General features: G+C 51.8%; 23 protein-coding genes. 20 read left to right on the top strand and 3 right to left on the bottom strand.

Annotated features, from left to right (window positions below; all coding sequences use genetic code 11):
* Positions 1-15 precede the first annotated feature (15 nt).
* Entirely contained in the window at positions 16-885 is an 870-nt protein-coding gene (locus J3474_RS00220; RefSeq protein WP_207092710.1) for a hypothetical protein, read from the bottom strand.
* Positions 886-1,019: 134 nt separating this feature from the next.
* Here J3474_RS00220 and J3474_RS00215 point away from each other — a divergent pair, with 134 nt between their 5' ends.
* Positions 1,020-1,811, top strand: a complete 792-nt coding sequence (locus J3474_RS00215) for a hypothetical protein (RefSeq protein ID WP_207092709.1) — start codon at positions 1,020-1,022, stop codon at positions 1,809-1,811.
* Positions 1,812-1,895: 84 nt separating this feature from the next.
* Here the strand turns inward: J3474_RS00215 and J3474_RS22990 are convergent, their stop codons facing one another.
* A complete protein-coding gene (locus tag J3474_RS22990) occupies positions 1,896-2,042 on the bottom strand; it encodes a ribosome modulation factor (protein WP_376706506.1) in 147 nt (48 codons plus the stop codon).
* Positions 2,043-2,643: 601 nt separating this feature from the next.
* Entirely contained in the window at positions 2,644-3,954 is a 1,311-nt protein-coding gene (locus tag J3474_RS00210; protein ID WP_207092708.1) for a HEPN domain-containing protein, read from the bottom strand.
* Between the two features lie 89 nt (positions 3,955-4,043).
* On the opposite strand from J3474_RS00210, the gene J3474_RS00205 reads away from it, so the two are divergent.
* From J3474_RS00205 to J3474_RS00115, 19 genes are all read left to right on the top strand, one after another.
* Positions 4,044-4,586, top strand: a complete 543-nt coding sequence (locus J3474_RS00205) for a hypothetical protein (protein WP_207092707.1) — start codon at positions 4,044-4,046, stop codon at positions 4,584-4,586.
* 170 nt (positions 4,587-4,756) lie between these two features.
* Positions 4,757-5,953, top strand: coding sequence for a terminase large subunit domain-containing protein (locus J3474_RS00200; RefSeq protein ID WP_207092706.1), 1,197 nt, complete (start codon positions 4,757-4,759; stop codon positions 5,951-5,953).
* A 57-nt stretch (positions 5,954-6,010) separates the two neighbouring features.
* Complete coding sequence (locus tag J3474_RS00195; RefSeq protein ID WP_207092705.1) at positions 6,011-7,381, top strand: phage portal protein; 1,371 nt, start codon at positions 6,011-6,013, stop codon at positions 7,379-7,381.
* Positions 7,374-8,105: an HK97 family phage prohead protease gene (locus J3474_RS00190; RefSeq protein ID WP_207092704.1), complete on the top strand. Its 732-nt coding sequence runs from the start codon at positions 7,374-7,376 to the stop codon at positions 8,103-8,105. Before J3474_RS00195 ends, J3474_RS00190 begins: the two co-directional genes overlap by 8 nt.
* A 136-nt stretch (positions 8,106-8,241) precedes the next feature.
* Positions 8,242-9,447 (top strand): phage major capsid protein, encoded by a 1,206-nt coding sequence (locus J3474_RS00185; RefSeq protein ID WP_207092703.1) that lies wholly within the window; start codon positions 8,242-8,244, stop codon positions 9,445-9,447.
* 112 nt (positions 9,448-9,559) lie between these two features.
* Complete coding sequence (locus J3474_RS00180; RefSeq protein WP_207092702.1) at positions 9,560-10,138, top strand: DnaT-like ssDNA-binding protein; 579 nt, start codon at positions 9,560-9,562, stop codon at positions 10,136-10,138.
* 2 nt (positions 10,139-10,140) lie between these two features.
* Positions 10,141-10,461, top strand: a complete 321-nt coding sequence (locus J3474_RS00175) for a hypothetical protein (protein ID WP_207092701.1) — start codon at positions 10,141-10,143, stop codon at positions 10,459-10,461.
* Complete coding sequence (locus J3474_RS00170) at positions 10,458-10,799, top strand: HK97 gp10 family phage protein (RefSeq protein WP_207092700.1); 342 nt, start codon at positions 10,458-10,460, stop codon at positions 10,797-10,799. Before J3474_RS00175 ends, J3474_RS00170 begins: the two co-directional genes overlap by 4 nt.
* Positions 10,796-11,158, top strand: a complete 363-nt coding sequence (locus tag J3474_RS00165) for a hypothetical protein (RefSeq protein ID WP_207092699.1) — start codon at positions 10,796-10,798, stop codon at positions 11,156-11,158. Before J3474_RS00170 ends, J3474_RS00165 begins: the two co-directional genes overlap by 4 nt.
* 61 nt (positions 11,159-11,219) lie before the next feature.
* A complete protein-coding gene (locus J3474_RS00160; protein ID WP_207092698.1) occupies positions 11,220-11,714 on the top strand; it encodes a hypothetical protein in 495 nt (164 codons plus the stop codon).
* Positions 11,715-11,786: 72 nt separating this feature from the next.
* Entirely contained in the window at positions 11,787-12,206 is a 420-nt protein-coding gene (locus J3474_RS00155) for a hypothetical protein (RefSeq protein ID WP_207092697.1), read from the top strand.
* A 68-nt stretch (positions 12,207-12,274) separates the two neighbouring features.
* On the top strand, positions 12,275-12,448 hold the full coding sequence (locus tag J3474_RS00150; RefSeq protein ID WP_207092696.1) for a hypothetical protein: 174 nt from the start codon (positions 12,275-12,277) through the stop codon (positions 12,446-12,448).
* Positions 12,449-12,476: 28 nt separating this feature from the next.
* A complete protein-coding gene (locus J3474_RS00145; protein ID WP_207092695.1) occupies positions 12,477-15,488 on the top strand; it encodes a tape measure protein in 3,012 nt (1,003 codons plus the stop codon).
* Positions 15,485-15,820 carry a hypothetical protein gene (locus J3474_RS00140; RefSeq protein ID WP_207092694.1) on the top strand — a complete coding sequence of 112 codons (336 nt, stop codon included), beginning with the start codon at positions 15,485-15,487 and terminating at the stop codon, positions 15,818-15,820. Before J3474_RS00145 ends, J3474_RS00140 begins: the two co-directional genes overlap by 4 nt.
* A complete protein-coding gene (locus J3474_RS00135; protein WP_207092693.1) occupies positions 15,817-16,326 on the top strand; it encodes a hypothetical protein in 510 nt (169 codons plus the stop codon). The genes J3474_RS00140 and J3474_RS00135 overlap by 4 nt, the downstream gene beginning before the upstream one ends.
* 7 nt (positions 16,327-16,333) lie before the next feature.
* Positions 16,334-17,119 carry an NlpC/P60 family protein gene (locus J3474_RS00130; protein WP_207092692.1) on the top strand — a complete coding sequence of 262 codons (786 nt, stop codon included), beginning with the start codon at positions 16,334-16,336 and terminating at the stop codon, positions 17,117-17,119.
* Positions 17,109-20,060 carry a phage tail protein gene (locus tag J3474_RS00125; RefSeq protein WP_207092691.1) on the top strand — a complete coding sequence of 984 codons (2,952 nt, stop codon included), beginning with the start codon at positions 17,109-17,111 and terminating at the stop codon, positions 20,058-20,060. The genes J3474_RS00130 and J3474_RS00125 overlap by 11 nt, the downstream gene beginning before the upstream one ends.
* Positions 20,060-22,069: a DUF1983 domain-containing protein gene (locus J3474_RS00120; RefSeq protein ID WP_207092690.1), complete on the top strand. Its 2,010-nt coding sequence runs from the start codon at positions 20,060-20,062 to the stop codon at positions 22,067-22,069. The genes J3474_RS00125 and J3474_RS00120 overlap by 1 nt, the downstream gene beginning before the upstream one ends.
* Entirely contained in the window at positions 22,066-22,836 is a 771-nt protein-coding gene (locus tag J3474_RS00115) for a DUF4376 domain-containing protein (protein ID WP_207092689.1), read from the top strand. The genes J3474_RS00120 and J3474_RS00115 overlap by 4 nt, the downstream gene beginning before the upstream one ends.
* The last annotated feature ends 8 nt before the right edge of the window (positions 22,837-22,844 follow it).

Here is a 22,844-nt window from a genome sequence, read left to right as displayed (position 1 = left end):
TGGACCTCCGTGAATTCACCCAGCCAGATTGCTAAATGCGGGTAAAAATGGCCCTAAGACAGTGGCATAATCCGCCAGATACCCCACCCATTTCTGGAAGAGCGGCTTGTAGTCTGCCGTCCCTTGAGCACTCTGCATCGCCTCAACGAGTTCAACAATCTCCCTACGGTCATTCTCGTTGCCGATGCTGCTGTTTACGGCATCGATGACCTGCTGAAAGACGTTTTCCGTCGAGATGGTGTTGGTTGAGTTATCCGTTGAACCGATGACGGTCTTGTTCTGGTGGCCGTGCGTATCGCCCTGATGGAAATGGCCATAGTTGTTGATAGTCAGATGCGACTCTTTCGCTAGTTTTTTCTCCTCTTTTGAGAAGCTGATTCCTTCACCAAGGATCCCCTCCTGCTCCAATGCCAAGGACCATTCCAGCACGAGATTTCTGACATGATCAATCACAGCAACAACAGATGATTTTGTTATGTGATTGTTTATGTCACAATGATAACCGCCATTGCTGTTATTGATCTTTTCCACGATACCACGAGGTAGAGGAACCATGAGATCAGAGTTTTCTCCAGACGTCACTTCCTCCAGAGCGCTTATCGACTCTCGGAGCGGCGCTTTTCCTAATTTATCTATAATTCTGCTATTACCAGCCAGAGGGTATAGACCCTTATATGGATCATGCACCATTACACGGCCAGTGATGTGCCTATAGCTAGGAATGCTATCTACGGCAACGTATCCATTAAGTTCGCTGTCCACCCACTCAATCGCGTCTTGCAGATTGAGCTTCACAGCGGCCAGCTTCACGCGGCGCAACAGGTCCGCGACGTTGACCGTAGGATCAAGCGCCAACGCCTGAATTTCTTCAACTAAACCAGCCATAGGCCCCTCAAATCGTCGCGCTTAAATTGAGGAACAAAAACGCAACAATCAATGCGAAAGAACGATACCCTCTTCACTTCCCGTGGACAAATCAGCGATACAAGACCTCGAACCGACAACCGAAAGTTGACTGAGTGGTAGACGAACATCCCCAAATCACATTGGCGTCTCCAAATGCGACTACGCCACTTACCGAATTCGCCCAGCAAGTCCCTGCCTTCATTGATGGACTGAAAAAGCTCGGCACCGCCATCGTGCAGGGTCTGACCACTCTCTATGAGCACGTAACAACCGGGGAACTGATCGAGAGCGCTGGATGGCTACCGCATTACACATCGCCATTCGATCAGATCACTCTCGATGACGATCCAAGCGCTGTCCACGACCTCCTTGATCGCCATTACCGGGAAAACTGGGATGCTGTGAAAGCTCAGTTTCTGACTAAACTGGCCACCTATGACGTCGATGACGAAGCCAAAGAGACATTCACGGAAGCTCTCGAACTCCACGAACTTGGCCACTATCGCGCAGTAGTCCGCCTTCTTTTCCCTGAAATCGAACGCGTGGCTCGCATCGAACTCTATGAAGGCAAATTGAATATAGCGAGCCTCAAAGAGCTTAGAGAGGCAGCGGGAAGGAACCTTGGATTAAGCAGCTTTGGCTCCACGCGCTATTCGTTCAATCTCTATCGCCGGGTATCTGAGCATCTTTATGAATATGTGACCAGTCCAGACGCCATAGAGAAATATACCAACGATCCAGTGCCCAACAGACACGCGAGCCTACACGGCGTCGTCATCTACAAGAATGTAAACAGCTCCTTGAATGCCATCATTATGGCCGAAATGATGCTCGCGCTCATAAGCGACCTCAAGGAATTGATTAGAAATGACGACCTTGAAAATGAGAGCGCTAAGGAAAGCTAAGACAACAAAGCGGACAAGCTAAACTGAAGCAGCGTGACTTAGCGGTAGGTTTCGTCGATCTGGGCGGCCCTTTCCGCGAACCTGTCAACCAGAAAAGGCATCTTTTTTGCCTTCTTTCCAGCCTTGAAACCACGATTCCATATCCTGTCTACCACGGTAGGGGTTCTTGGATTCTGGTAGCCCCTCAGCACCAGCCCGCTTACCTTCTAACCACGCTTTAGAATTCACCATTGAAGCACCTTAACTAACCGACACATCTGTGTCATTGTAGTTAGTAAAATATGGCAATTAATTCAATCACATTGTCTGTTTCTGGATCGACTGCCATCAGGTTCCACTATAATGGAAGTGATGCCTTCACGGTCCTGACTGCCATTCAGGCTCTTGATTGATGGTCAGACTTCCACACATAATGTCTACACTGGCCTTTTGTCGAATCGACCACAAACAGACAGATTTATCTTTTTTCTGTCTAATTAATCGATTGACACGGTTCTCGTGGAGATTCCGACCATCATTCAGGTCATTCTCTGGAGGTCATTCCTCCATATCTTCTACCTATATTCTGATATGTCAAAGTCGAGCCATACGGGCAAAATATCAGGCATTGACTTCTGATTGTTTGCTATATGGTTGCGTAAGGCTGCGGTATGACAAGCCTGATACCTATGGCAAAGTCAGGCTTCTTCTGATTTAGATTGACAGGGTTTGGTATGGTGGAGGGAGAAGACATAGGCTGCGCCGGGCAATTGGATGGGGAGGACATCCTGTCTGACACACGCCAAGGTTCAGCCTTTTGGGGTTGATCGCAGGCCTTCACCGTAGAGAATTGCTAATCCTCCTTGGACTTTTCTTTCGTTTTTTTGAGAAGATTGATTTCCTCTCTTATACATCTCTGACAATACCAGATCAATTTAGCGTATAAACCGCGCTCCCGAGCGTTCATTCTACTCTTACCACGATGCACGATGTGACTTCGAACATCATAAATCTCCTTAAAATCTCGCAGTATTTCAGCTCGCTCGGTGGATGTCTTGCCGATAAGGTAGGCGCATCGATTCCTTAGTAGCTCACCCAGGCCAATTTCTCCGATGAGCGATGCATCGCCGAGGATGATCTCCAAACAGACCATTGCCTGAACATACGCGAGAAGCTCATTATCCGTGGCATAAGAATCAAACAACCACCTCGATGCTAACCTGAGCCTTGTAGCCTCTTCGCTCTCCCCGAATATCAGATCAATCTCATTAAGATAGAGCTTATAAACCTCCACTTTAGTTTCCATAGGATGCCCAGCAGGAAGCCAGTCGTTGAACGCAATTTGGTCTACCAAGCTACTTGTCGCTCCATCGAGCTCAAGCCGCATCTGGAGTCTTAATGAATCTCCCGTTGATTGGTGAACAATAAGTTTCCTTTTAACAGGATAGGCGCTCCAGGAGTTGCGGCGTTTTGCAATTCCTAAGGCGAGTTGAACACCCCATAGCGCCTTAAAATCTCCCACGACCTCGTGCGACGTGTTCGTTTCGATAAACCTCCCGATATAACCTTGTTTTATGATTTGGAGATACCCGCCTTCCCACTTGTAGTTATTATCGGGCGACGACACCAAGCTCAGAAGGGAATGCTCCCATATACTTCTATCGCGAACATCGTCTCCCGTTGTAACAGGATGATGTTCCACAAATTCATCATCAGCTAAGACAATCCGTGCGCGATTAGCCAGACGCATTTGGCCTTCTGTTGCACGGAGGAATTCGTCCATACCGCTCGGCGCCGAGATGGACACGAAATAGGTCTTCGGCAGCCTTTCGAACTCCTCGACTATAATGGCTGCTTGGGCGTTTGCGTCTTCCCAGCCAGGAACGGACATCAGCGGAACAACGCTGCCATCAACATAGCTGTCCGCCATCAAGGCGTCGTTGATATATCCGGCTACGAAGTCTGAGAGAGGTTGGTCCGAGACCCACGCAGTCAGCTTATCTCGAATATCGCCGTGCCCGGGCAAACTGGAGTTCAATTCCACAAGTCTCGATATGGATGGACTACTGAGTGCAATGCCTCGGGTAACTTCAAGATAAGGTATCACTTGAGCGAGATCGTTGATCAGCTTGGTCTGCAAATTCTGATGGAGACCGACAGGCATTGGCAACGTAACTCCTAAGGCGTGGACAAGTTTGCCATCTTTCGCTGCGGCTTAGTGTGCCGTCAAATCCCGATCTTAATAAATATGGGATGACAGACAAAGACAATCCCCGCGCCATCGAGCGCCGAGAGCGCCGCAATAGCCCAAAATCGCCCTTCGCAGCGCCAAACGAGCGCGATCCCTTGCACACATACATTCCTGACGAGGAAAGCGGTCGTGAGCTTGTCAGGGCGATAATCGAAGACCCTGTTGCGCCTGTGGTGCCCCACGTGCGCCTGCATACGCCAGCAGCGTGGAAGAACGAGGCGGAAGATATCGTTGTCTCAGTCAGGAAGAAGATCAAAGCCGCCTACGTGCAGGGCTTAAGCCGTGAGGAATTCGCTGAGAAGCACGTTGAAACCAGCCTCGATATCGCGCTGATGGAACTGCTCTACGGGGATATGAAGGCCAAGGATCGTGCTGCCAACGCCATCAAGGTCGAAGAGGCCATTCTCAAGAAATACGAAGCTGAAGAAAAGCGCATTCAGCATCTTGAGAAGATGGAAATAGCCAAGGCCAAAACCCTCACCAAAGCACTTAACGTTATTGATGCTCAGATTGCTGAGTTTGACAAGGAGAACCCTATCGATTGAGTCAATTTGAACAACGAAGGAAAGTTAAGGAGTGGATTAAGGGACATATACGAAACGGGCGAACAGGCAATCAGATACTCGCCTTAGCCTATGATCTATCACCAGACTTACACCAAGCAGTCCTCTACGAACTTGAAGACCCAGCTTTCACCCTGCGACCAAAGCAGGAAATGCCAGACGGTGACTGGTATATCTGGTTCCTCAGGACTGGCCGTGGATTTGGCAAGAACCACGCAGCATCAGCAGGTATCAACCGCCTCGCCAGATACGAATTCCCCGGTCAACAAGGCCTGATCGTCGCTGCCACGCACAAGGACTTCTGGGCAACAATCTTCAACGGGCCGTCAGGGCTAAAGGCTCTCGCTCCACCAGATTTCCAGCCAGTTTACAGCGAACGAAAGCTCGAAGTTCAGTGGCCAAATGGCTCAACGGCTGTGGTCCGCACTGGTGACAACCCAGAGGATATTCGCGGTCTATCCGTGCCGTGGGCTTACGCGGATGAGCTTATCAAATGGCCAAAGGGCGAAATCAGTTGGGGGAATATCCAGAACTGTGTTCGTGAAGGCACAAACCCCAAGATCATCCTCACTTCGACCCCGCTTCGTGGCGCTGAATGGCTCAAGAAGGTCGAAGAGCTACCAGATACCATCGTCACCACAGGAAGCAGTGGCGAAAACAAGAACCTGCCAGACACGTTCTTTCGCGGTCAAAAGGCCAACCTCTCGATCAAGAAATTCGAGGAAGAGAGCCTTGGTGAATGGACTGGCGCAGACGATTATCTCTGGACGCAGGACCAGCTTGAACAGGTAACGCGCGAACCACGAGTATCCTTGCTCAAGTTCGCTGAGACAATGGACGAGCGGATGATTTCGATCGACCCGTCTGGCGGCGGTCGAGACGAAAACGGCATCATCCTGCTTGGTCGCAAGGGGGATGATTTGTGGGTTCTCGCGGACCTCACCTGCAAGGGGAAGGCGTCCATATGGCGGCAGGTCGTGATTGATGCTTGGCGCACCTACTGCACTGCTGGCGACCGCGTTTTGGTGGAAACCAACGCGAACCAAGGCATCGACGAATATCTGCGCGATGGCGAGCCTCAGATGTGGGTTGAAGGCATCCAGCAAACTGCCAAAGCGAGCAAGAAGGATCGCGCTGAGCAAGCACAGGCCCTCTACGAACAAGGCCGCGTCCAGCACTTCACGCGCTTCCCCGAACTAATGCAACAGATGGTCGATTTCTATGATGTTTTGGGTGATCGCAATGCCTCACCAGACCGTGTTGACGCACTTTCAACAGGACTTCGTGAGTTAGCAAAGCCAAGGCCGTTCTATGGATTGGGTTTCTCTCTGCCAAACTACAGGTTCTAATCGAAGCATAATCCCTTTGCCCAGCTAAATACTGAAAAGATATTTCAGGGCTAAGTGATGGGATTATTAAACGCACTCATAGGAGCATATGAGGGATTTACAAAAGAGACTCTGGCAGACCTTGACGTCGAGCAAAAGAGCTATGACTATTCACAATACGAGCCGCAAAACGATCTTGCCTACGATCTAAGCTCTCTCACGCTACCAAATGTCACCAAACAAAACTGGACCACTGCCAAGACGTTCGCAGAACGCGCAGACAGGTTCTATTTCAAGTGCAGTGTCAGCCGTGCTTGCATCGACAAGCGCGCTCAGGGCGTCGCCAACATTGATGTGCTGACCGAGGGCAACGAAGCAACTCAAAAGCTGCTCAAATCCCCGAATCCCACGGATAAGACGCTCTCCAACGCGCTTCGCGTATGGGAAACCAGCTTGTCGATCGGTGGCGACGTTTACCTGTTCTACGACCTCAGAAACCCATTTGATCCATATATCTGGGCGCTCCGTCAGGACCTCATCGTCAACAACGTCAAGGAACAGCGATACGAGTATCGACCTGCTGCATTGAGCGGGAAATCCTCCCTCCCCCAGCTTATTTTCAAGTATGACAGCTTGGGCAACACCACGAGCTGCCTCGAACTCAATGGCAAGAGCTACAAGCCCGCTGAAGGCTACCTACAGCGCATTTCCTATCACAACCCGCTCTCAGCAAGCGAAGGCGCTGGCGCAGGCGATAGCGCTCTCCGTTCCGTCGATATCTGGCTCACCATCGAGGAACTGATTGCCACCAAGTTTGGCAACGGCGGCACCAAGAACGGATTACTCACTGCGCCCGCGATCAGGTCAGAGAAAGACCTCGCAGAGTCGAAGCACTTCATCCAACAGCTTAACGATCACAGGAATATCAACGTGCTGGCCAACGGTATGGATTTCATCAGCACACAGCTATCGTTCACTGAGTTGGACCTCATCAACGTCCGCGCCGCCGTAGCTGCATCCATCCAAGACGCATTCAAGGTGCCAGGCGTGCTGCTCAACAGCACGACGCAGACCACCTACGCAAATATGCGCGCCGGCGACAAGATATTCTACCGCACCTTCATTGGTCCTGAGGCGCATTGGCTCATCGGCCAGCTTGAGTGGGGCATCCGTAAATACGTCGATCCAACGGCGAAGCTCGCTGTCGATGAGACGCAGATAGACCACATCCAAGACGACCAGCTTCAAATGGCCAAAGATATGGCCTCGATGGGCTGCTTCACCGCGAACGAAGTGCGCGCCGTGCTTGGCAAAGCCGAAGTGGCAGACGGCAATGAGCTTATGAAGCCAGCCGCAGTGCAGAATGGTCAACCAGAAACAAAACCAAAGGGACCAGTAGGTTTCAACGCAGATTCAGGAAACAGGGGAGACGCGAACACGAATGACTAATGGACTTAGATTTAAGGAGTTCAAGATTGACTCCTACAATGACGAGAAAGGAACCGTAGAAGGCTACGCAAGCAAGTTTGGTAACATCGATCAGGTTGGCGACGTTGTAGAGAAAGGTGCCTTCACAAAGAGCATCCAACAAGGCGCACAGCGCGTTCGTTTCCTTTGGCAGCATAATAAGCAAGAGCCAATTGGTATCATCCAAGAGATACGCGAAGACGAACACGGCCTTTTCATCAAGGCTCAGTTCGCAAACACCCAACGCGCTCAAGAAACCCGCGAACTTATGAAGATGGGTGCGCTTGATTCCTTCTCCATTGGTTATCGCGTGCCCAAAGACAAGATCGTCGTCGAGCAAACCAAAGACGGCCAAATCCAGCGCTTGAAGGAAATTCACCTCTTTGAGGTCAGCGTTGTCACCTTCCCTTGCAACGTCGAAGCTCGCCTGACTGGCATCAAGAGCAGCTTGGAAGGCCGCTTTGGCGACCTCAGCCTTGAGCACCAGAAGGCTGTTTCAGACTATATGGATTTTCTCATCGCCAAGCAGGTTGATGACGCTGCCAACGACGATGAGATTGGCCTTGTGGACCTCTCATCGGAGGAACCCGCCCAAGAAGCGCCAGACGCGCCCGTAGACACCCAAAACGACGACGAGGCAGCAAAGGCCGCCGCTAAGGCAATCCAGAACGAGTTGGGCCGCCTGTTCAGGATATTGGGCAAATAGCCGCATAACAAAACGAAAGAAATAAATAATCCTGTAACCCACTCAATAAGTTTGAGCAGGGAGAAGGACTCTTATGTGAACAGCCTCGCGCATTCCGTGAGTCACCAAAAACATAATAATAATCGGAGACTCAAATATGAGCGATTTAACACCAGAACAAGTTAAAGCACTTGCTGACAGCGTAGAGGCTTTACGCACTGAAACAGAAAACCAAATTAAGAGCTACGATACCGTAACTCAAGAAAAAATCACCAGAATCGAAACCTCAGTTTCCGAGTTGCTTGCAGCTAAGAATGCTCCAGTAGCAATCGACGCAGAAGAACTCGTAGACCAAGCAAAGGAATTGGTTGGAGAGTATTTTGCAAAGGGCGACAGCACTTTTGAACGTCAAGGTATGGAGCTTTATAGCAAGGCAGTAGGCGATCAAATGTCACTTACAGTTTCCTCAGAAGGCGGCAACTTGCTTCCTAAGGTTATTGGTTCATTGGTTGACGGTTACATTCGTCAATCTGCCCCGATCCGTAACGTTGCTCGCGTTATCTCACAAGGTATGAACTACGTCCAACCAGTTAAGTTCACTGGTGGAACAGCAGACATTCGTGGTGAATTTGACGCAATCCACACCTCAGCAGCACCACAAATCGACACCATCACATTCACTCCAAAAGAAGTGAACGCAGAAGAAAAGCTCACAGTTTGGGCAACCGAAGGTGACGCAGTTGTTGATTTAGTGAACATCGTTTTGACCGATATCGCATCTGCTATCGGTGAAAAGGAATCAGAGATTTTCCTTACTGGCACGATCCAGAACCCATTAGCAGAAGGTGGTTCAATTAAGAACGGCCTCTTGGCTCAGACCAAGTTGGTCTCTGGCGTTACAAACCGCACTGCGACCTTAGGTTCAATGGCAGGTGCTGAAACCGGCACTGCAAGCGTGATTGATTTCACCGACTTCGCCACAGTCCGTTCATTGCTTCCAACCCGTCACACCGGCTCTTGGATGTTCTCAAAGGACGTTGAATTGAAGTTGATGACCTTAAAGGATGATATGGGTAACTATATCTGGTCAATGGGCAACGTTGCATCAGGCGGTAAGTCAACAATCTTCGGCGATTCCTACATCACCTCAGATTTCTTTCCAACTGTAGCCGCTGCTGGTGATGTTCCAGTCGCTATCTACGGCGACTTTAGCAAGTTCGTCATTGCGGACGCTTCACCACTTCGTTGGTTGGCTGACCCATACACCAGCAAGGGCTTTGTCAACTACTGGGCACGCCGCAGAACTTCCAGCTCAATCGTAGATTTCAGCGCATTCCGCGCCCTCTACGTCAAGGCTGCTTAATCTACTGCAAATCACGGAAATCAGGGGCTTTGGAGGCAACTCCAAGGCCCTTTTCCTTTGGGCAACACCCCTCTCCGCTAAATACTGAAAACAATCACAGGAACGCGCGGGGATGCCTATCGAAACCACGGGAACTAACCAAAATTCATACATCACTATCGCAGAGGCAAACGCCATTCTGCTCAATGTCCACGCCAGCTTTATGGCCAAGGGCACTCAGTTGGCCACGGACGAAACTGATGATGTATACCTGATCGAAGCTGCCCGCGATCTGGATCAGCTATTCTCGTGGACAGGCAAGCCAGCGACGGTTGAGCAAAATCTCGCTTGGCCGCGCAAGGAAGTCGTCAAACCGGGCTACAAGCGCGGTTACGATGCAACCTGGGACTTGAATGCATCAGACAGTGAAGTCCTGCTCTACAAAGCTCAGTATCTCTCAGGTTCCAGTGCTGCGCCAACCATCCCCGACGATGTTGTTCCCCTTGAGATAAAGGAGGCGCAGGCTCTTATCGCCGTGCTGCGCAAGCAGGGCTTGAACCTGATTTCAGACACACAGGGCGACAGTCAGGGCCTACAATTGCCGGGCGGCTTGAAGATCGCATACGTCAACGCAATCCGCGAGGCAGCCGACATTCTCAAGCGCACCGCGCAATACGGCGTGTTCGTTGGACAGCCAATCGTGGGGGCCTGAGTATGAGCCTCCAGCGAACGATAGAAAGGGCGATCAAGCTCAACAGCAAGCCAGCAAGGATCACGTGGCAAGCCACCACAGACTTGGGCAAAAAAGCACCCAAACCCAGCTACACTGATACCTTTGCCTACGAGGCGACCGTTCGCGTTGCCACACAGTCTGGTGCCCCTTCATACGAGAAGCGCATTTATCTCCCTGTGTTGGATCGCTCCATCGTCGGCGCCACCATCAAGATCGGCAACGCCACTTGGAAGGTGACAGCATCAAACACCTATGAGGCAGGTTCTCGCGGCGCGCTCTTACAGGAGGCGACCGTTGTATGAGCATCAGGGGGATAAACGTCCTCATTCGCCGTGCGAAGGACATCAAGCGGGCGATGGAGCGAGACGCCTTTCTTGGTGCTGCTCAGGATTGGGTGGACCAAGACGTTGTGCCCTACGCTCAATCAATCGCCCCTGTTGATACGGGCGAATTTCGTGACGGTATCGGCGGTGCCGTCAATCCAAATCAAATCCGTATTTACGCCAGCGCACCTCACTCAACGGAAGTCGAGGAAGGCACGATCAATATGCCTGCGCGTCCCACAATTGCACCAGCCATCCAGAAGATGCGCCGCAAGCTGCTGGCGAGAGTGCGCGCCAAGCTCAAGGAGTTCCTATGACGTTAGACGAGTTCATCACGACCATTACAGATACCATCCTCGCTGACCCAGAGGTCAAAGCGGTAGGAGCCTCCTTCCATCTGGGCATTCCCCCTGTCGATGACAGCGGCAAGCCGCTTCTGCCCTGTATCACATTGGATGGAGTTTACTGCCTCGACGACAAGATTGGTTCTTGGAGGGCTAACATTAACCTATGGTCAGATGACCTTAGCTTTGAGTTTATCAAGCTAAGCAAGCGCTTTCTCGCGATCCTCGACAGCACCCTCATCATCGAAACCAACGGGTTCATTCACAGACCATCACCCGAGCGAGGAAACAACCGATCTATCTATCCCATCAGGTTCTACATCAACTCCTAATCTAAGGGGCAACACAATTCCTCCATAAATAATCAAAACAATATATTGGAGGATTCCAGAAATGGCTCTTTTTAAGGGTAAGAACCTAAAGTTATTCATTTTGATCGAACGAGAAGATGCTGATACAGTTCCATACACCGATGATGACTACAAGATGATCGGCACTGAAAACGAAATCACCATCTCGTTGAAATCAGATAACGAAACATATAACACCAAATCCTATGGTAACGTCGTTGACGCTGGCCCGCGTCAGATGACCATCAAAGGCACCGCTGAAACTGTCGTCGAAAACGACGCTGGCCACGCTGCGCTCATCGCTGCTGACGGAACCACAATTGGCTTCCAAGTTCGTGACGTTAGCGGTCGTTCAGAAGCAAATCTCGCAGCCGCAACAGATGCAACTGACAAGGTCTACATCGAAGGCAACTTCCTCGTTTCAGAAACAGAAGAAAAAGCATCTGCAACAGGCTTGGTTGAATTCACCTTCACCCTTGAAAGCTCAGGTATCTTCACTCGTAACTTGCCTGCAAGAGCATACGAACCAGCAGCATAATTATAAATAAGTGAGAATGGGCGGCACTGGAATTCCTCTTCGCCGCCCAAAACTCAAAGGAACTTCTCACTTATGTTCAAAGATAGAATTGGGACTGCTACGTTCTCATTAACAGACAAAGAGACAGGCAAGACCTACACCATCAAACTACAATCGAACTTCATCAATCTCAAGAAGTTTGAAGCAGCTACAGGCACAGACAATCCGCTCTATTACGCTGCCTTAAATGCCAACTCGATGACAGCACCAGTCGAAATCCTCTACAGTTTTATGATCGATTTCTACGACGCCGCAGAACCAAAGAAATCCCTCGCCGACCAAATGGATCGAGACGCAATAATGGGTTGGTTGAAAGGCGCAGACGACCTCAATGAAACGACCCTAAAAGAGCTTCAAGAAGCCATCTGCACCATTATGGGCGTAGAGTATGAGGCCTTGCTTGCCGAGACTGAGAAGAAAACTAAAAAAAAGGTAGTCGCAAAAGCAAGCTAACATCAGGCAGTGATATCGCTTACGCGAGCCTGATTGAGTGGGGCATACCTCCCGGCGACATTTGGGAAATGACTGTTCCTGAATACCTCCTAATCATCATCAACAAACTTGAGATTATGGAGGAAGTCGAAAGAGAGCAATCAGGCATCGTTGAATTCGATGATTTGTCCGAGCTTGATGCTGCATTGAGCAAACTGGACAAGCAGTTAGCGGAAGGGGTTCCAGACAACGCGCATCCATAAATAAAAGAAAAAGGAGCGCGGCTTATACGTGGCAGACGAGAATCTTGAATTTAATCTGGATGGTAGCGCCTCAGGTGCCATCCAACAGCTAAACCTATTCATTTCAGCGGCTGAGAGCGCCGAGAGCAAGGCAAGCACTGCCTCCCGCACCATCAGGAATGCTCTTGGTAGCATTAATAACGTCAAGGTTAGAAACGCTCTCGTTGGCAGTCTGCCCGCTGAGGCTCAGAAATCCACCAACGCGCTAAACGGCACCCGTCAGGCGCTTCAATCCATCACTGGCGTAAAGGCTCCCAGCGATCCCCTTGGTTCGCTTCCTGAGGATGCCCGCGAAGCACAGGCGGAATTGGCTCGTCTGCGCCGTGAGCTTGAGCAGATTCGTGCTCAGAAAATCCGCAACCCGCTCGATCAGATAAAGCCAGGTCCAGTTAGGGACGTTAGCGGCTCATTGGCGACGTTGCGTGGAAACGCCGTTCAAGCTGCTGCCAGTATGACACCCCTTGGGGGTTCCATCGCGTCGTTGGGATCTGGTGCCCTTGCAAGTGGCCCTCTCCTTGTTGGCGCGGCAATTGCCGGTGTGGGAGTTGCGGCACTCAATGCTGCGGCACAGGTGCAGACCTACAAGGCCAGCCTTACAACAGTCGTTGGCGATGCTCAGAAGGCAGGCGTTGCGTTCGATGCACTGGCAAAGTTCGCTCAGGAAACGCCCTTCTCTCTCGACCAAGCCGTAGAGGGCTTCGTCAAACTCAAGGCGCTTGGCCTCACTCCGTCTGAGGCTGCCCTAACCAGCTACGGCAACACTGCCGCCGCTATGGGCAAAGACCTCAGCCAGATGATCGAGGCTGTTGCAGACGCAACGACCGGCGAGTTCGAGCGCCTCAAGGAATTTGGCATTAAGTCCAAGACTGAGGGCGATAAGGTCAAATTCACGTTCCAAGGTGTCACCACTACCGTCTCCAAAAACGCTGCCGACATTGAGAAATACCTTCAAGCCATCGGTAACACTCAGTTCGCGGGCGCAATGGAGCGTCAGACGGCTACCCTGTCAGGCGCTTGGTCCAGCTTAAAGGACCAGATTTTCCTCACATTCGCATCACTTGGAGAAGGTGATTTCGCGAATGCAATGACGGATATCGTCAACGGCGTCACCAATGGCCTACAAGCTGCAACTCCTGCGATCAAAGCCATTGGCTCAATCTTCTCAGGCATCGTCGACATCGCCGTTGAGTTAGCCCAAGGTGTGGTTGGCTTCTTTGACGCTTTCAAAGGTGGTGAAGATAGCCTCACTCTAATGGAAACTCTGGCCCTTTACTGGAATATCTTAGGTGAAGGCGCGTCTATAGCAGCCAATCTCATTGGCGAGGCTTTTGGCTTAATCAACTCAGTCGTTAAAGCCGTTGTTGATTTCGTTCGCGATAAATTCGGTGCGCTTTGGGATTGGCTTGGATTATCCAGCAACCAATCATCTCAAACGATGCAACAGGCTTTTATGGGCATCCTGCGTGCCGTTAAGTCTGTAGCATTGAACATACCAAAGCTGTTCAAGGCCGCTTTTGCGTCCGTGACAGGCATCTTCAAGGAAATCGGTGCCCGCATTGCATCATTCCTGAGCGGCAATTTCAATGCGTTCGATGGCGTAGGCGCTGCCCTTCAAGCCCAGATGGGCATTGCTGGAAAGGCGATCAGGGAAACAGCGGATGAAGCTGCCAGAGTCTACAAGGATGCGAAGGCAAACCAAGCTGCTCTGGATCGTGCGACAGGTAGAACCAAGAAGACCACTGCCAGCTTGGACGATGTTGCTGGCGGCGCGACACCTACAAGCGGCGGCAACGCAGGAACAGACGCCAGCAAGAAGCAGAAGGCGGCAGACGACGCGGCCAAGAAGGCCAAGAAGGAAGCTGAGGACGCTGCCAAGAAATACAACGACACCATCCGCGAGCTTAACGACAGCATCCTCCAACTCAGTGAGACCGAGGACGAGAAGGCAATCAGGGACGCGCTTGTTCGCGCGGGCCTCCCACGTGACATTGCTCTCACCAACGAAAAGGCCGCAGCCGTAGTCAAGTTGGTCAAAGCCCTACAGACTGGCCAGCAATCCAAGGGTATGACGGACGAACTCGCTGCCCTTGACCAAAAATACAAGGATATGCGCCTCAGCGAGGAAGACCTCTTCATTGTTGAAGCGCGTCGTCGTGCAGGCATCAAAGACGGCCAAGACCTCAACACTGCTGAGATTAAGGCATTCGACGATAAGACCCGCGCAATCTATCGTCAGATGGAAGCGCTTAAGGCCGTCGAAAAGCTCAAGCAGTTAGACAAGAGCATTGGTTTACAAGAGCAGGACACAAAGCTGGCTCTGCTTGATAAGGTCAATCCACAGCAAGCCCAGCAAGAACGCGACATTGCTCAAATCCAACAACGCTCTCAGGCACTCCGCGATGAGGCTTTAGCTTCGGGTGCATCGAACGACGAAATCCAGAAGCGCATTGAACGCATCGACGCCTTGGAAAAGGCCCAGCTTGAGAATGTCAGCATCACCACACAGCTTGAGCAAGCTGACCAGTTGCAGGGCATCTTAAGCGACCTCTGGGATGATCCAGACCGCGCAATGAAGTCCTTCTTCCAGAGCTTCCTGCAGAACATTGCCAAGGCCATCATTCAGTCGATCATTTTGGGCGACAAGATGAAGGAATTGAACAGCGGCGGCATTGGCGGTTTGCTCACTGGCGCGATCACAAGCGCCCTTGGCTTTGGCGGTTTCCGCGCTGGCGGCGGCTCAGTCGATGCAGGCACAGCATATATGGTTGGCGAACGTGGACGCGAGCTTTTCGTCCCCAACACCGCAGGCCGTATCATCAGCAACCGCGATATGGCCAATATGGGCGGCAACGGCCTCAGCATCGGCGGCACCAACATAAATATCTACGGCAGCGCGAACGACAACACATTGCAGCAGATGAAGAGTCAGTTGGACGCCTACAAGCGAGACATTCGCGCAGAAGTCAGACGAGAAATGGATAGGAGCAAGCGTATTGGATGACAGCATTACCGCATCAGGGATATTTGATTACACCGATTGATTGGCAAGGTTCGGTCAAAAAGATCACGATGGAAACAGGCTCATTGAAGATGAGTTCAACCGTCGGCATCAGACCTTGGACTGAGAGCGCAACGTTGCTTTGGGTATTGCCAAAGGCAGATGCCCTCGCCCTTTTGAACCAATTCAAGGCTGGATTCTTCAACGAGGTTTTCACCTACACCTGCAACATACGCGGAGAGATTAAGCTACGCCCAACAGACAGCTTTTCCTTGCAAGAACGCGAAGATGGGAGAGATAAAGTCACATTAGCAGTCGGGTTTGATGTTGTATGAGCCGATTGCATAAGACCACTGCGGACCAGCTCGTTGAGTTCCTGAAAATCGACCTGACGGCCTTTGGCGAGCAGCCCTATTTTTTCTGCAACAGCAGCACCTTTGAAGGCGACACGCCAGAGCAAGGCTATGTCACTTGGGATAGTCAGCAATGGGTGCCTGTGCCCTTCGTTTCCTCGGGCTGGCAAGATGGCGGCGAAAACCTCGTTCGCCCTACTGTCGATGTTCCAGACGTAAACGGACAACTCTATGTCACGCTGCGCCTTCTCAACCTTGCATCGGGCGCACCTGTAACTCGCTATCAGGCTCTCTATCAGGACGTTGTAGCCCAAAACCCCTATGCGGCGTTCAGCGAAGCCCGTTACCTGTTAAATTCTGTATCTGGCAATGGCCGATCATTGAGCTTGGAACTTGCGACGCACATAGACTTTCAAGTCGCTAAGATACCTCGTTTCAAAATGACGAGAGAGCATTACCCAGGGTTAGGATCACAGTTGCTTCGCTAAATATGTGATGAAGCACTTGATCACTGACGCACAATGGGAAGCCATTAAGCCAATCTTCCTCAAAGCATACCCTCGTGAAGCAGTCGTTGCCATCTGGGATGACAGCACTTGGGAAGAGATTCCAAACATCGCCGAGGGAACGGATGCAGCTTACGAGTTCAAGCTGTCCATCGAGGACCAAGCGAGATTGCTCAAGCGCAAACCGCGGTTATTCCTACACAGCCACCCCAACGGTAGCGCTGAGCCAAGCGACCGCGACACAGAGAGCCAGATTGCGACTGGATGGAATTGGGGCATTGTCGCAGTGCGTGGCAACCCAGATACCTGCCCTGTCAGCGTCTACAGCGCCTCATACCCAGAAATATGGGGTCCAGATGCCTATCAGGGCGAATTGCTTGGCAGAACGTTCCTTTGGGGCATCCGTGATTGCTGGACGCTCTGCACGGATTGGTATGCCCAGCACGGCGTAAAGATAGATCCCATTCCGCGCGTGAGAGAGCCGGGACCGCATCACCTACACCCACGCGGCCACGATCCATTCGCATACTGGCCTCAGCGCTTGGGGTTCAAACGCATCCAGCGACACGAGCGCCAATATGGTGACTTAGCACTGATGCACTGGCGCAGTGCAACCGCGAACCACTGCGCAATCTACTTGGGGCAATCAACCTACCTTCACCAGCCAAATATGAAGCTGAGTGAGCACTGGATAATGACCAATGAAGAGCTTCTGCTTCAACGATGGGCAGTGAGCTTTTGGAGACATTCGGAGAAACTTATGGATGCAGATTAAAGTTCAACTACACGGCGCATTCAAAGACAGAATGCCCAAAGGGCACAAAAAACCAAAGACGTTCTACGTCAATCGCATCAAGGACGTTTTTGATTTCCTTGAGCAGTATTACCCAATCAAACAGCAGTTGGACATAACGCCCGCAATGGTGCGTGTCGGTCCAACGCTGGCAAAATCCAGCAGCTTGAGCCGTGAGCAACTGCACGAGTGGTTCGTTCCAGATGGAGCCGTGATCCACATCGCACCGTTTGTCAGCGGCCACGAAATCACCAGTGCAATGCTCATCACTGCCCTTGTTTCAACGGCAGTTAGCATCGGCATCAGCTTGCTTATGAGCCTGCTGTTTCCACCAACGCAGACCAAGAACGATAAGCGCAAATCGGCGCTCTACGAGAACGGCCTCAACACGAACGAGGAAGGCGTCGTTCTTCCATACGTAGCAGGCGATGAAGTGCTCTGCGGCTTCAACGTCATTGAGACAGACGTAGACATTACCAACTCAGGTGGCGGTGCTGGCAGCAGCGGCTTTCGCGGACTGATGGAGCGAAAATCAGGCGCGCTCATTGACGCGACCACTGGCGTTTCCAACAACGACGGCACTTCCGTCTATGATCCAAGCGAAGGCGGTTACATTGCTGAGGTCGTCCAAGGCGAAAAGGGTGGTGGCAAGACCATCGCAAACACCACCTTCTCAGATGCGACATTACGTATCCTTGCCGCATATGGCGCTGGGGAAACTGGCGGCATCGTAGGTTCGACGTGGGAGGAAAAAGAGAAGAATATCCTCGTCAACGAGGTGCCGCTTCGTGACCGTGGCACAGGCGCGCGCAACTACAAGGGATTTAGCTGGACCGAGCGACGAGGCATCGAAGGCCAGACAGCTTCACCGATCACACCGGGCGTTACCAGCGTCTTTGATGCGAGCGTTGATCTAACCAAGCTCAATTCGGGCGGCTCACAGGTCTATGTGACCAACTCCGTCACTGACAATCAGGTCAACCGCGTCAAGATACGCATTCGCTACAATGCGCTCCTACGCACCACCAAGAAGGGAAACCAGAAGACAACGGACTGCTCTGTTGGTGCTGAGGTCAAGCGCGTCAACGACACAGTTTGGACGCCTGCTGGCACTTGGCGCATTCAGGAAAAGAGCAGCGATCCTTTCGACCGCGAATATGAGTTGGCGGCTCCTGAGGGCTACAAAGACGATGCTCAGGGCTGGATGTTCCGCGTTTATCGCATCACGCCAGACAGCACCGACGACAAGCTACAGAACGACACCGCATTCCGTGGTTGGGTAGAAATCCAAGACCGTGAGCTTGCCTATGATGGTAGCGGCGGCGAAGTTCCAACAGCCCTGTTTGGCGCAGCGATCGACCTCGCGCAGTTCGATGCAAACTCGTGGCCTGAGATTGCTCTCATCTGCCGTGGGCAGAAGGTCCGCGTCCCTGACAACTACAATCCTGTAACCCGCACATATACAGGCGCTTGGTCTGGCGCTTGGAGTTACGCAGTCACCAAAAATCCAGTCTGGCACTGGTATGAACTTGCAACCAACGTCGCGATGGCCTGCGGCCTACCAGAGACGTTTTTCAGCCCAATCTCACTCTATCAGGCGGCGCAGTATTGCGATCAGGACGTAAATGGCCGTCCACGCTTCACGCTCAACAAGCAATTCGTGGACGAAAAGGAAGGTTGGTCCGCTCTCAAGGAGTTGGCACAGACATTCCGTGCTTGGCCACATCACGCCGGCTCGCAAATCATCTTAGCGCAAGATCGCCCACAAAGTGCCGTTGACCACTTCGTCAACAACGCGGTCATCAAGGACGGCCTGTTCCGCTACAAAAGCACGAACATTCAAGAACGTGTCAACGAAACCATCGTTGAATACGACAATATGGATGACTACGGCAGAAAGGCCTTGGTCATCTACCGCGATGACGCGGCAATTGCCACCAATCGCGCCCTTGGACTGTCCAACAACGGTGTAGTCTCCAACAGGGTCTACAAGATTGGCTGCACCAACAAGCAGGAGGCATACGACTACGCTCGTATCCTCACCTTCATCAGCCAGAACGAACACGAAACCGTCGAGTTTGACACGATGTTGGCAGGCGCAGCCTATGCGCCAGGCCAATTGATTGAGGTCCACGACTGGAACGTCTCAGGTTTGGCCCCCACAGGGCGTGTTCTTGAGGTTACGCCGACCCACGCGAAGATGGACAACGCCATCACATTGAAGGCGAACACCAGCTACAATGCCCGCATCTACATTGGCGACAACGCAATGACCGTGCGCCCTGTTCTGGTTCAGTCCATTGACACGATCACTAACCAAGTGCCGTTCGACACAACGGACCTTGAAGCAGGAACGCCAATCAGCATCGTTGAGGTTGGCAGTGAGGCAATCCAGCCGCGCACATTCCGTATCATCGACATCAAGGAAAATGGTCCGTCGCAATACACCGTGACGGCGCAGCTTCACATTGAAGGCAAATATGCTTGGCTGGACGACAACGTCCCTGTTGCGGACATTCCTTGGTCACAGATACCAACAGCCATCCCGAAACCGACTGGATTGAAGGCAAGCAACAATAGCTGGATTGATGATCTAACAGGCATTCATCACGAGATTAACCTCTCTTGGGATGCTGTGAACGTTCTTCCAGTTGGCGAGAATGTCGGCCAGATAACTCCCATCAATGGCTACGTTGTTGAAGTCCTACGCCCATTCACCAGCGCTTGGGAGCGCATATACCAAGGACACAACACCTTTTGCACTTTGGATGATGCCCAGCCCGGAACCTACACGTTCTCAGTAAGAGCGATAAATATCTTAAACAGGTCAGGTGAAGCAGCACTTCTAACGCACGAGTTTTCCTACGGAGCAGGCGAAGAAGGCACTTTGCTACCGCCTATATTCGTGGGGCTTAATCAGTAGTGGCAAGCGTAGAATTTACAGGTGCAGATTTAACAGTCAGATTTGAAGAGAACCCAGCGAACGGACGCGAGTTTCAATACCGCGTCAGGTATGAATGTGCCAACGATACCGTGGTCCACTTCATCAATGCCGAGAACGCTGCGCAATACACCAACGGTGACGGAATGCGCGGCTATAAGGACGTTCTCACGTTTCAGGAAAATCTTGATGCTGGCCTAACTCGCTCTCCAAAAATCTATCTGGCCACCCAAGACGGCGCAGGCAACTGGTCAGCAGAGCTTGAGGTTGATGCTCTCAACCCAACACCAGACGTTCCGCCAATGATGTATTACAATGGCTATGATATGGTGCAGTTCAGCTTCACCAAGCCAGATGACACGGATTGGGCAGGCTTCTGCGTTTGGGCTGACACCCAGACACCTGTTCGTAAGGATCAGGTCACTTCCAAATACATCGGGCCGAACAACATCGTTCAACTGCAGATGCAGCCGGACACAGATTATTATGTGACCTACGCTGCATATGATGCTTTCGGGACTGACTTACTCAACGAAGCAACGATAGAAATTCATACACTCTCTCAGGAGAGTATGCTCCTGCCAGTCTTACACGAGCAGATTGAGCATTTGAATGCATTGCAGGTCAAACAAAGCACTGCATTCCTCAAAGTGTCTAACGCCTACTCTAACATCAATCACCGTGCGATTGAGGAACTGAAAACCTCCATTGAAGAGGATGGCACCCTCGTTGCCTCACGCTTTCTTGCGTTGGAAACTCGTGTCGGTGACGCCGAGAGCATCCTCACGGAAGAGCAGATTACACGAGCTAATGAGGACGAAGCCCTTAGCCAAAGTCTGACTTTGCTTGGTGCTCGGGTTGGCGATGCCGAGACGGCCATATCGCAGGAATTGATTGCTAGAGCGAACGCTGACGAAGCCCTAACGGCGATGAACACGCAACTTGCGAGCCGCATTGATAACAACGAAGCGCAGTTCAACGACCAGATACAGAACCTCGTGAACGCTGACAGCGCCCTGTCGCAACGCATCACGGACCAGTCCGCAGTATGGAACAGCGACATTGACGGTAAGATTACGGCGGCCACACAGAGCATCACTACGGCATATTCCAACGCGGACGGGGCATTGTCCCAGCGCATTGACCAACTCAGTGCGCAATTCGGCGATAGCGGCTGGGTCGCGGCCTTAAACAGCGAGCAAACTACCCGAGCGAATGCTGACAGCGCCTTAGGCCAGCGCATCGACCAGATTACCGCAGGCTATGACGGCCAGTTCGTTTCCATCCAGCAGACGATGACCGCACAGGGCAGCGCCATTAATGGCCTGAGTGCTCAATACACCCTGCGTATCAACAACAATGGCCGCGTGTCAGGCTTTGGCCTTGCCAGCGATCCTAATGGTAACAGTGAGTTTGCCGTGATGGCAGATCGCTTCCTGATTGCCCATCCCAATGGCGCTCAACCTGTTTTCGAAGTCGTTTCAGGTCAAGTCAGGATCAAGCAGGCCGTGATTGCCAATGCGGAAATCACCAATGCCAACATTCAGAACCTTACCATCGCGGGTGACAAGTTCGAGAACAAGGCGACCTACGATTTTGGCGGTTTCTTCGCCAACCTCAATGGCTTCCACGTCAGCAGCACAACGTGGAACACGATTGGCGGTTCTGTGAACCCAGCGCGAGTTACGCTCAGCACGGGCAACGGCGACAACGAAGTCCTGCTCCAACTCAACGCGACCTACGCTCGCGACGGCGGCGATGACGACAACTTGAACCTATCCGTCATTCGTTCTGACGGAGTAGTGTTGAGCCAAATCCATACGGACGTTCAGGTCCAGAGCGGCAAGCGCACAATGGCAGCTACGTTCTTTGATCCATCACCGAACATCAACACAACCTATACCTACACAGCAAGACAACAGAAGCTGGGAAACGACGGCGCACCTTATTGGTATAATGTAGCATTTTGGGGAGTTTGCTTTAAGAAATGACATTCATTCGATATGACATACAGACAGGAGAGATATTAGCTCAGATTCAATGCGGCGCAGATAACCTCAATGTTCTCGCGACTGACGGCACAGCCTTCCTTGAGGGTAATGTTGATCCACAAAGCTATTGGGTTGATGAAAGCGAATTCAAGGAGCGCGAAGCGGTAACGGTCGTTTCCCCTACCATTCCCTTTATGCCCTCAGAAGCGCCTGTCAGAGTATTAGACGAGCTTCCCGCTGACGCGGCTGTCAGGGTGCGGGGCACCAACAATATGCCCGTAGAAGCCCAAATTGCACAGGCACAAGGCGGCAGCTTATCCATAGTGCCAAACATCGTTGGGCGTTACGTGGCCCAGCTCGTAGGCCGCTATACTGGCCCTGAAATCTCCTTCGAGGTCCAACCCGTCGAAGTCGTCAAAGCAAGGCGTCAGGACGAAGTGACAGCCAAGAAGGCCGAGCAACTTGCGGGCGGCTTTCTTTGGAACGGCAAGCGCTGGGATGCTGACGCCCAGGCGCAGCAAAACGTCACGAGTATGGCAAGCGCCGTAGCGGCTGGAATGGCTTTGCCTGACGCGTTCTTTTGGACTTCATACCACAACGAAGACGTTGAGATCGATGGTGCGGGCATCTCAGCTTTGAGCGCGGCAATGATGACCTTCATTTTCAGCACCCACGCCCACGCTCGATCCCTGAAGGAAACAATCGAGGCCCAAGCATCAAACGCCGATGTTATGAACGTAGATATCGATAGCGATTGGCCATCCTGACCAGCGCA

Origin of the sequence: Novosphingobium sp. PY1, from assembly GCF_017312445.1 — a bacterium.
In the GTDB taxonomy this organism is placed as follows: domain Bacteria; phylum Pseudomonadota; class Alphaproteobacteria; order Sphingomonadales; family Sphingomonadaceae; genus Novosphingobium.
This window is presented reverse-complemented; position numbering and strand designations above follow the sequence as displayed.

Excerpts from the sequence above, each read along its gene's own strand:
- J3474_RS00220 (WP_207092710.1), bottom strand. The coding sequence starts at position 885 with ATGGCTGGTTTAGTTGAAGAAATTCAGGCGTTGGCGCTTGATCCTACG.
- J3474_RS22990 (WP_376706506.1), bottom strand. The coding sequence starts at position 2,042 with ATGGTGAATTCTAAAGCGTGGTTAGAAGGTAAGCGGGCTGGTGCTGAG.
- J3474_RS00210 (WP_207092708.1), bottom strand. The coding sequence starts at position 3,954 with ATGCCTGTCGGTCTCCATCAGAATTTGCAGACCAAGCTGATCAACGAT.
- J3474_RS00205 (WP_207092707.1), top strand. The coding sequence starts at position 4,044 with ATGACAGACAAAGACAATCCCCGCGCCATCGAGCGCCGAGAGCGCCGC.
- J3474_RS00200 (WP_207092706.1), top strand. The coding sequence starts at position 4,757 with ATGCCAGACGGTGACTGGTATATCTGGTTCCTCAGGACTGGCCGTGGA.
- J3474_RS00195 (WP_207092705.1), top strand. The coding sequence starts at position 6,011 with ATGGGATTATTAAACGCACTCATAGGAGCATATGAGGGATTTACAAAA.
- J3474_RS00190 (WP_207092704.1), top strand. The coding sequence starts at position 7,374 with ATGACTAATGGACTTAGATTTAAGGAGTTCAAGATTGACTCCTACAAT.
- J3474_RS00185 (WP_207092703.1), top strand. The coding sequence starts at position 8,242 with ATGAGCGATTTAACACCAGAACAAGTTAAAGCACTTGCTGACAGCGTA.
- J3474_RS00180 (WP_207092702.1), top strand. The coding sequence starts at position 9,560 with ATGCCTATCGAAACCACGGGAACTAACCAAAATTCATACATCACTATC.
- J3474_RS00175 (WP_207092701.1), top strand. The coding sequence starts at position 10,141 with ATGAGCCTCCAGCGAACGATAGAAAGGGCGATCAAGCTCAACAGCAAG.
- J3474_RS00170 (WP_207092700.1), top strand. The coding sequence starts at position 10,458 with ATGAGCATCAGGGGGATAAACGTCCTCATTCGCCGTGCGAAGGACATC.
- J3474_RS00165 (WP_207092699.1), top strand. The coding sequence starts at position 10,796 with ATGACGTTAGACGAGTTCATCACGACCATTACAGATACCATCCTCGCT.
- J3474_RS00160 (WP_207092698.1), top strand. The coding sequence starts at position 11,220 with ATGGCTCTTTTTAAGGGTAAGAACCTAAAGTTATTCATTTTGATCGAA.
- J3474_RS00155 (WP_207092697.1), top strand. The coding sequence starts at position 11,787 with ATGTTCAAAGATAGAATTGGGACTGCTACGTTCTCATTAACAGACAAA.
- J3474_RS00150 (WP_207092696.1), top strand. The coding sequence starts at position 12,275 with ATGACTGTTCCTGAATACCTCCTAATCATCATCAACAAACTTGAGATT.
- J3474_RS00140 (WP_207092694.1), top strand. The coding sequence starts at position 15,485 with ATGACAGCATTACCGCATCAGGGATATTTGATTACACCGATTGATTGG.
- J3474_RS00135 (WP_207092693.1), top strand. The coding sequence starts at position 15,817 with ATGAGCCGATTGCATAAGACCACTGCGGACCAGCTCGTTGAGTTCCTG.
- J3474_RS00130 (WP_207092692.1), top strand. The coding sequence starts at position 16,334 with ATGAAGCACTTGATCACTGACGCACAATGGGAAGCCATTAAGCCAATC.
- J3474_RS00125 (WP_207092691.1), top strand. The coding sequence starts at position 17,109 with ATGCAGATTAAAGTTCAACTACACGGCGCATTCAAAGACAGAATGCCC.
- J3474_RS00115 (WP_207092689.1), top strand. The coding sequence starts at position 22,066 with ATGACATTCATTCGATATGACATACAGACAGGAGAGATATTAGCTCAG.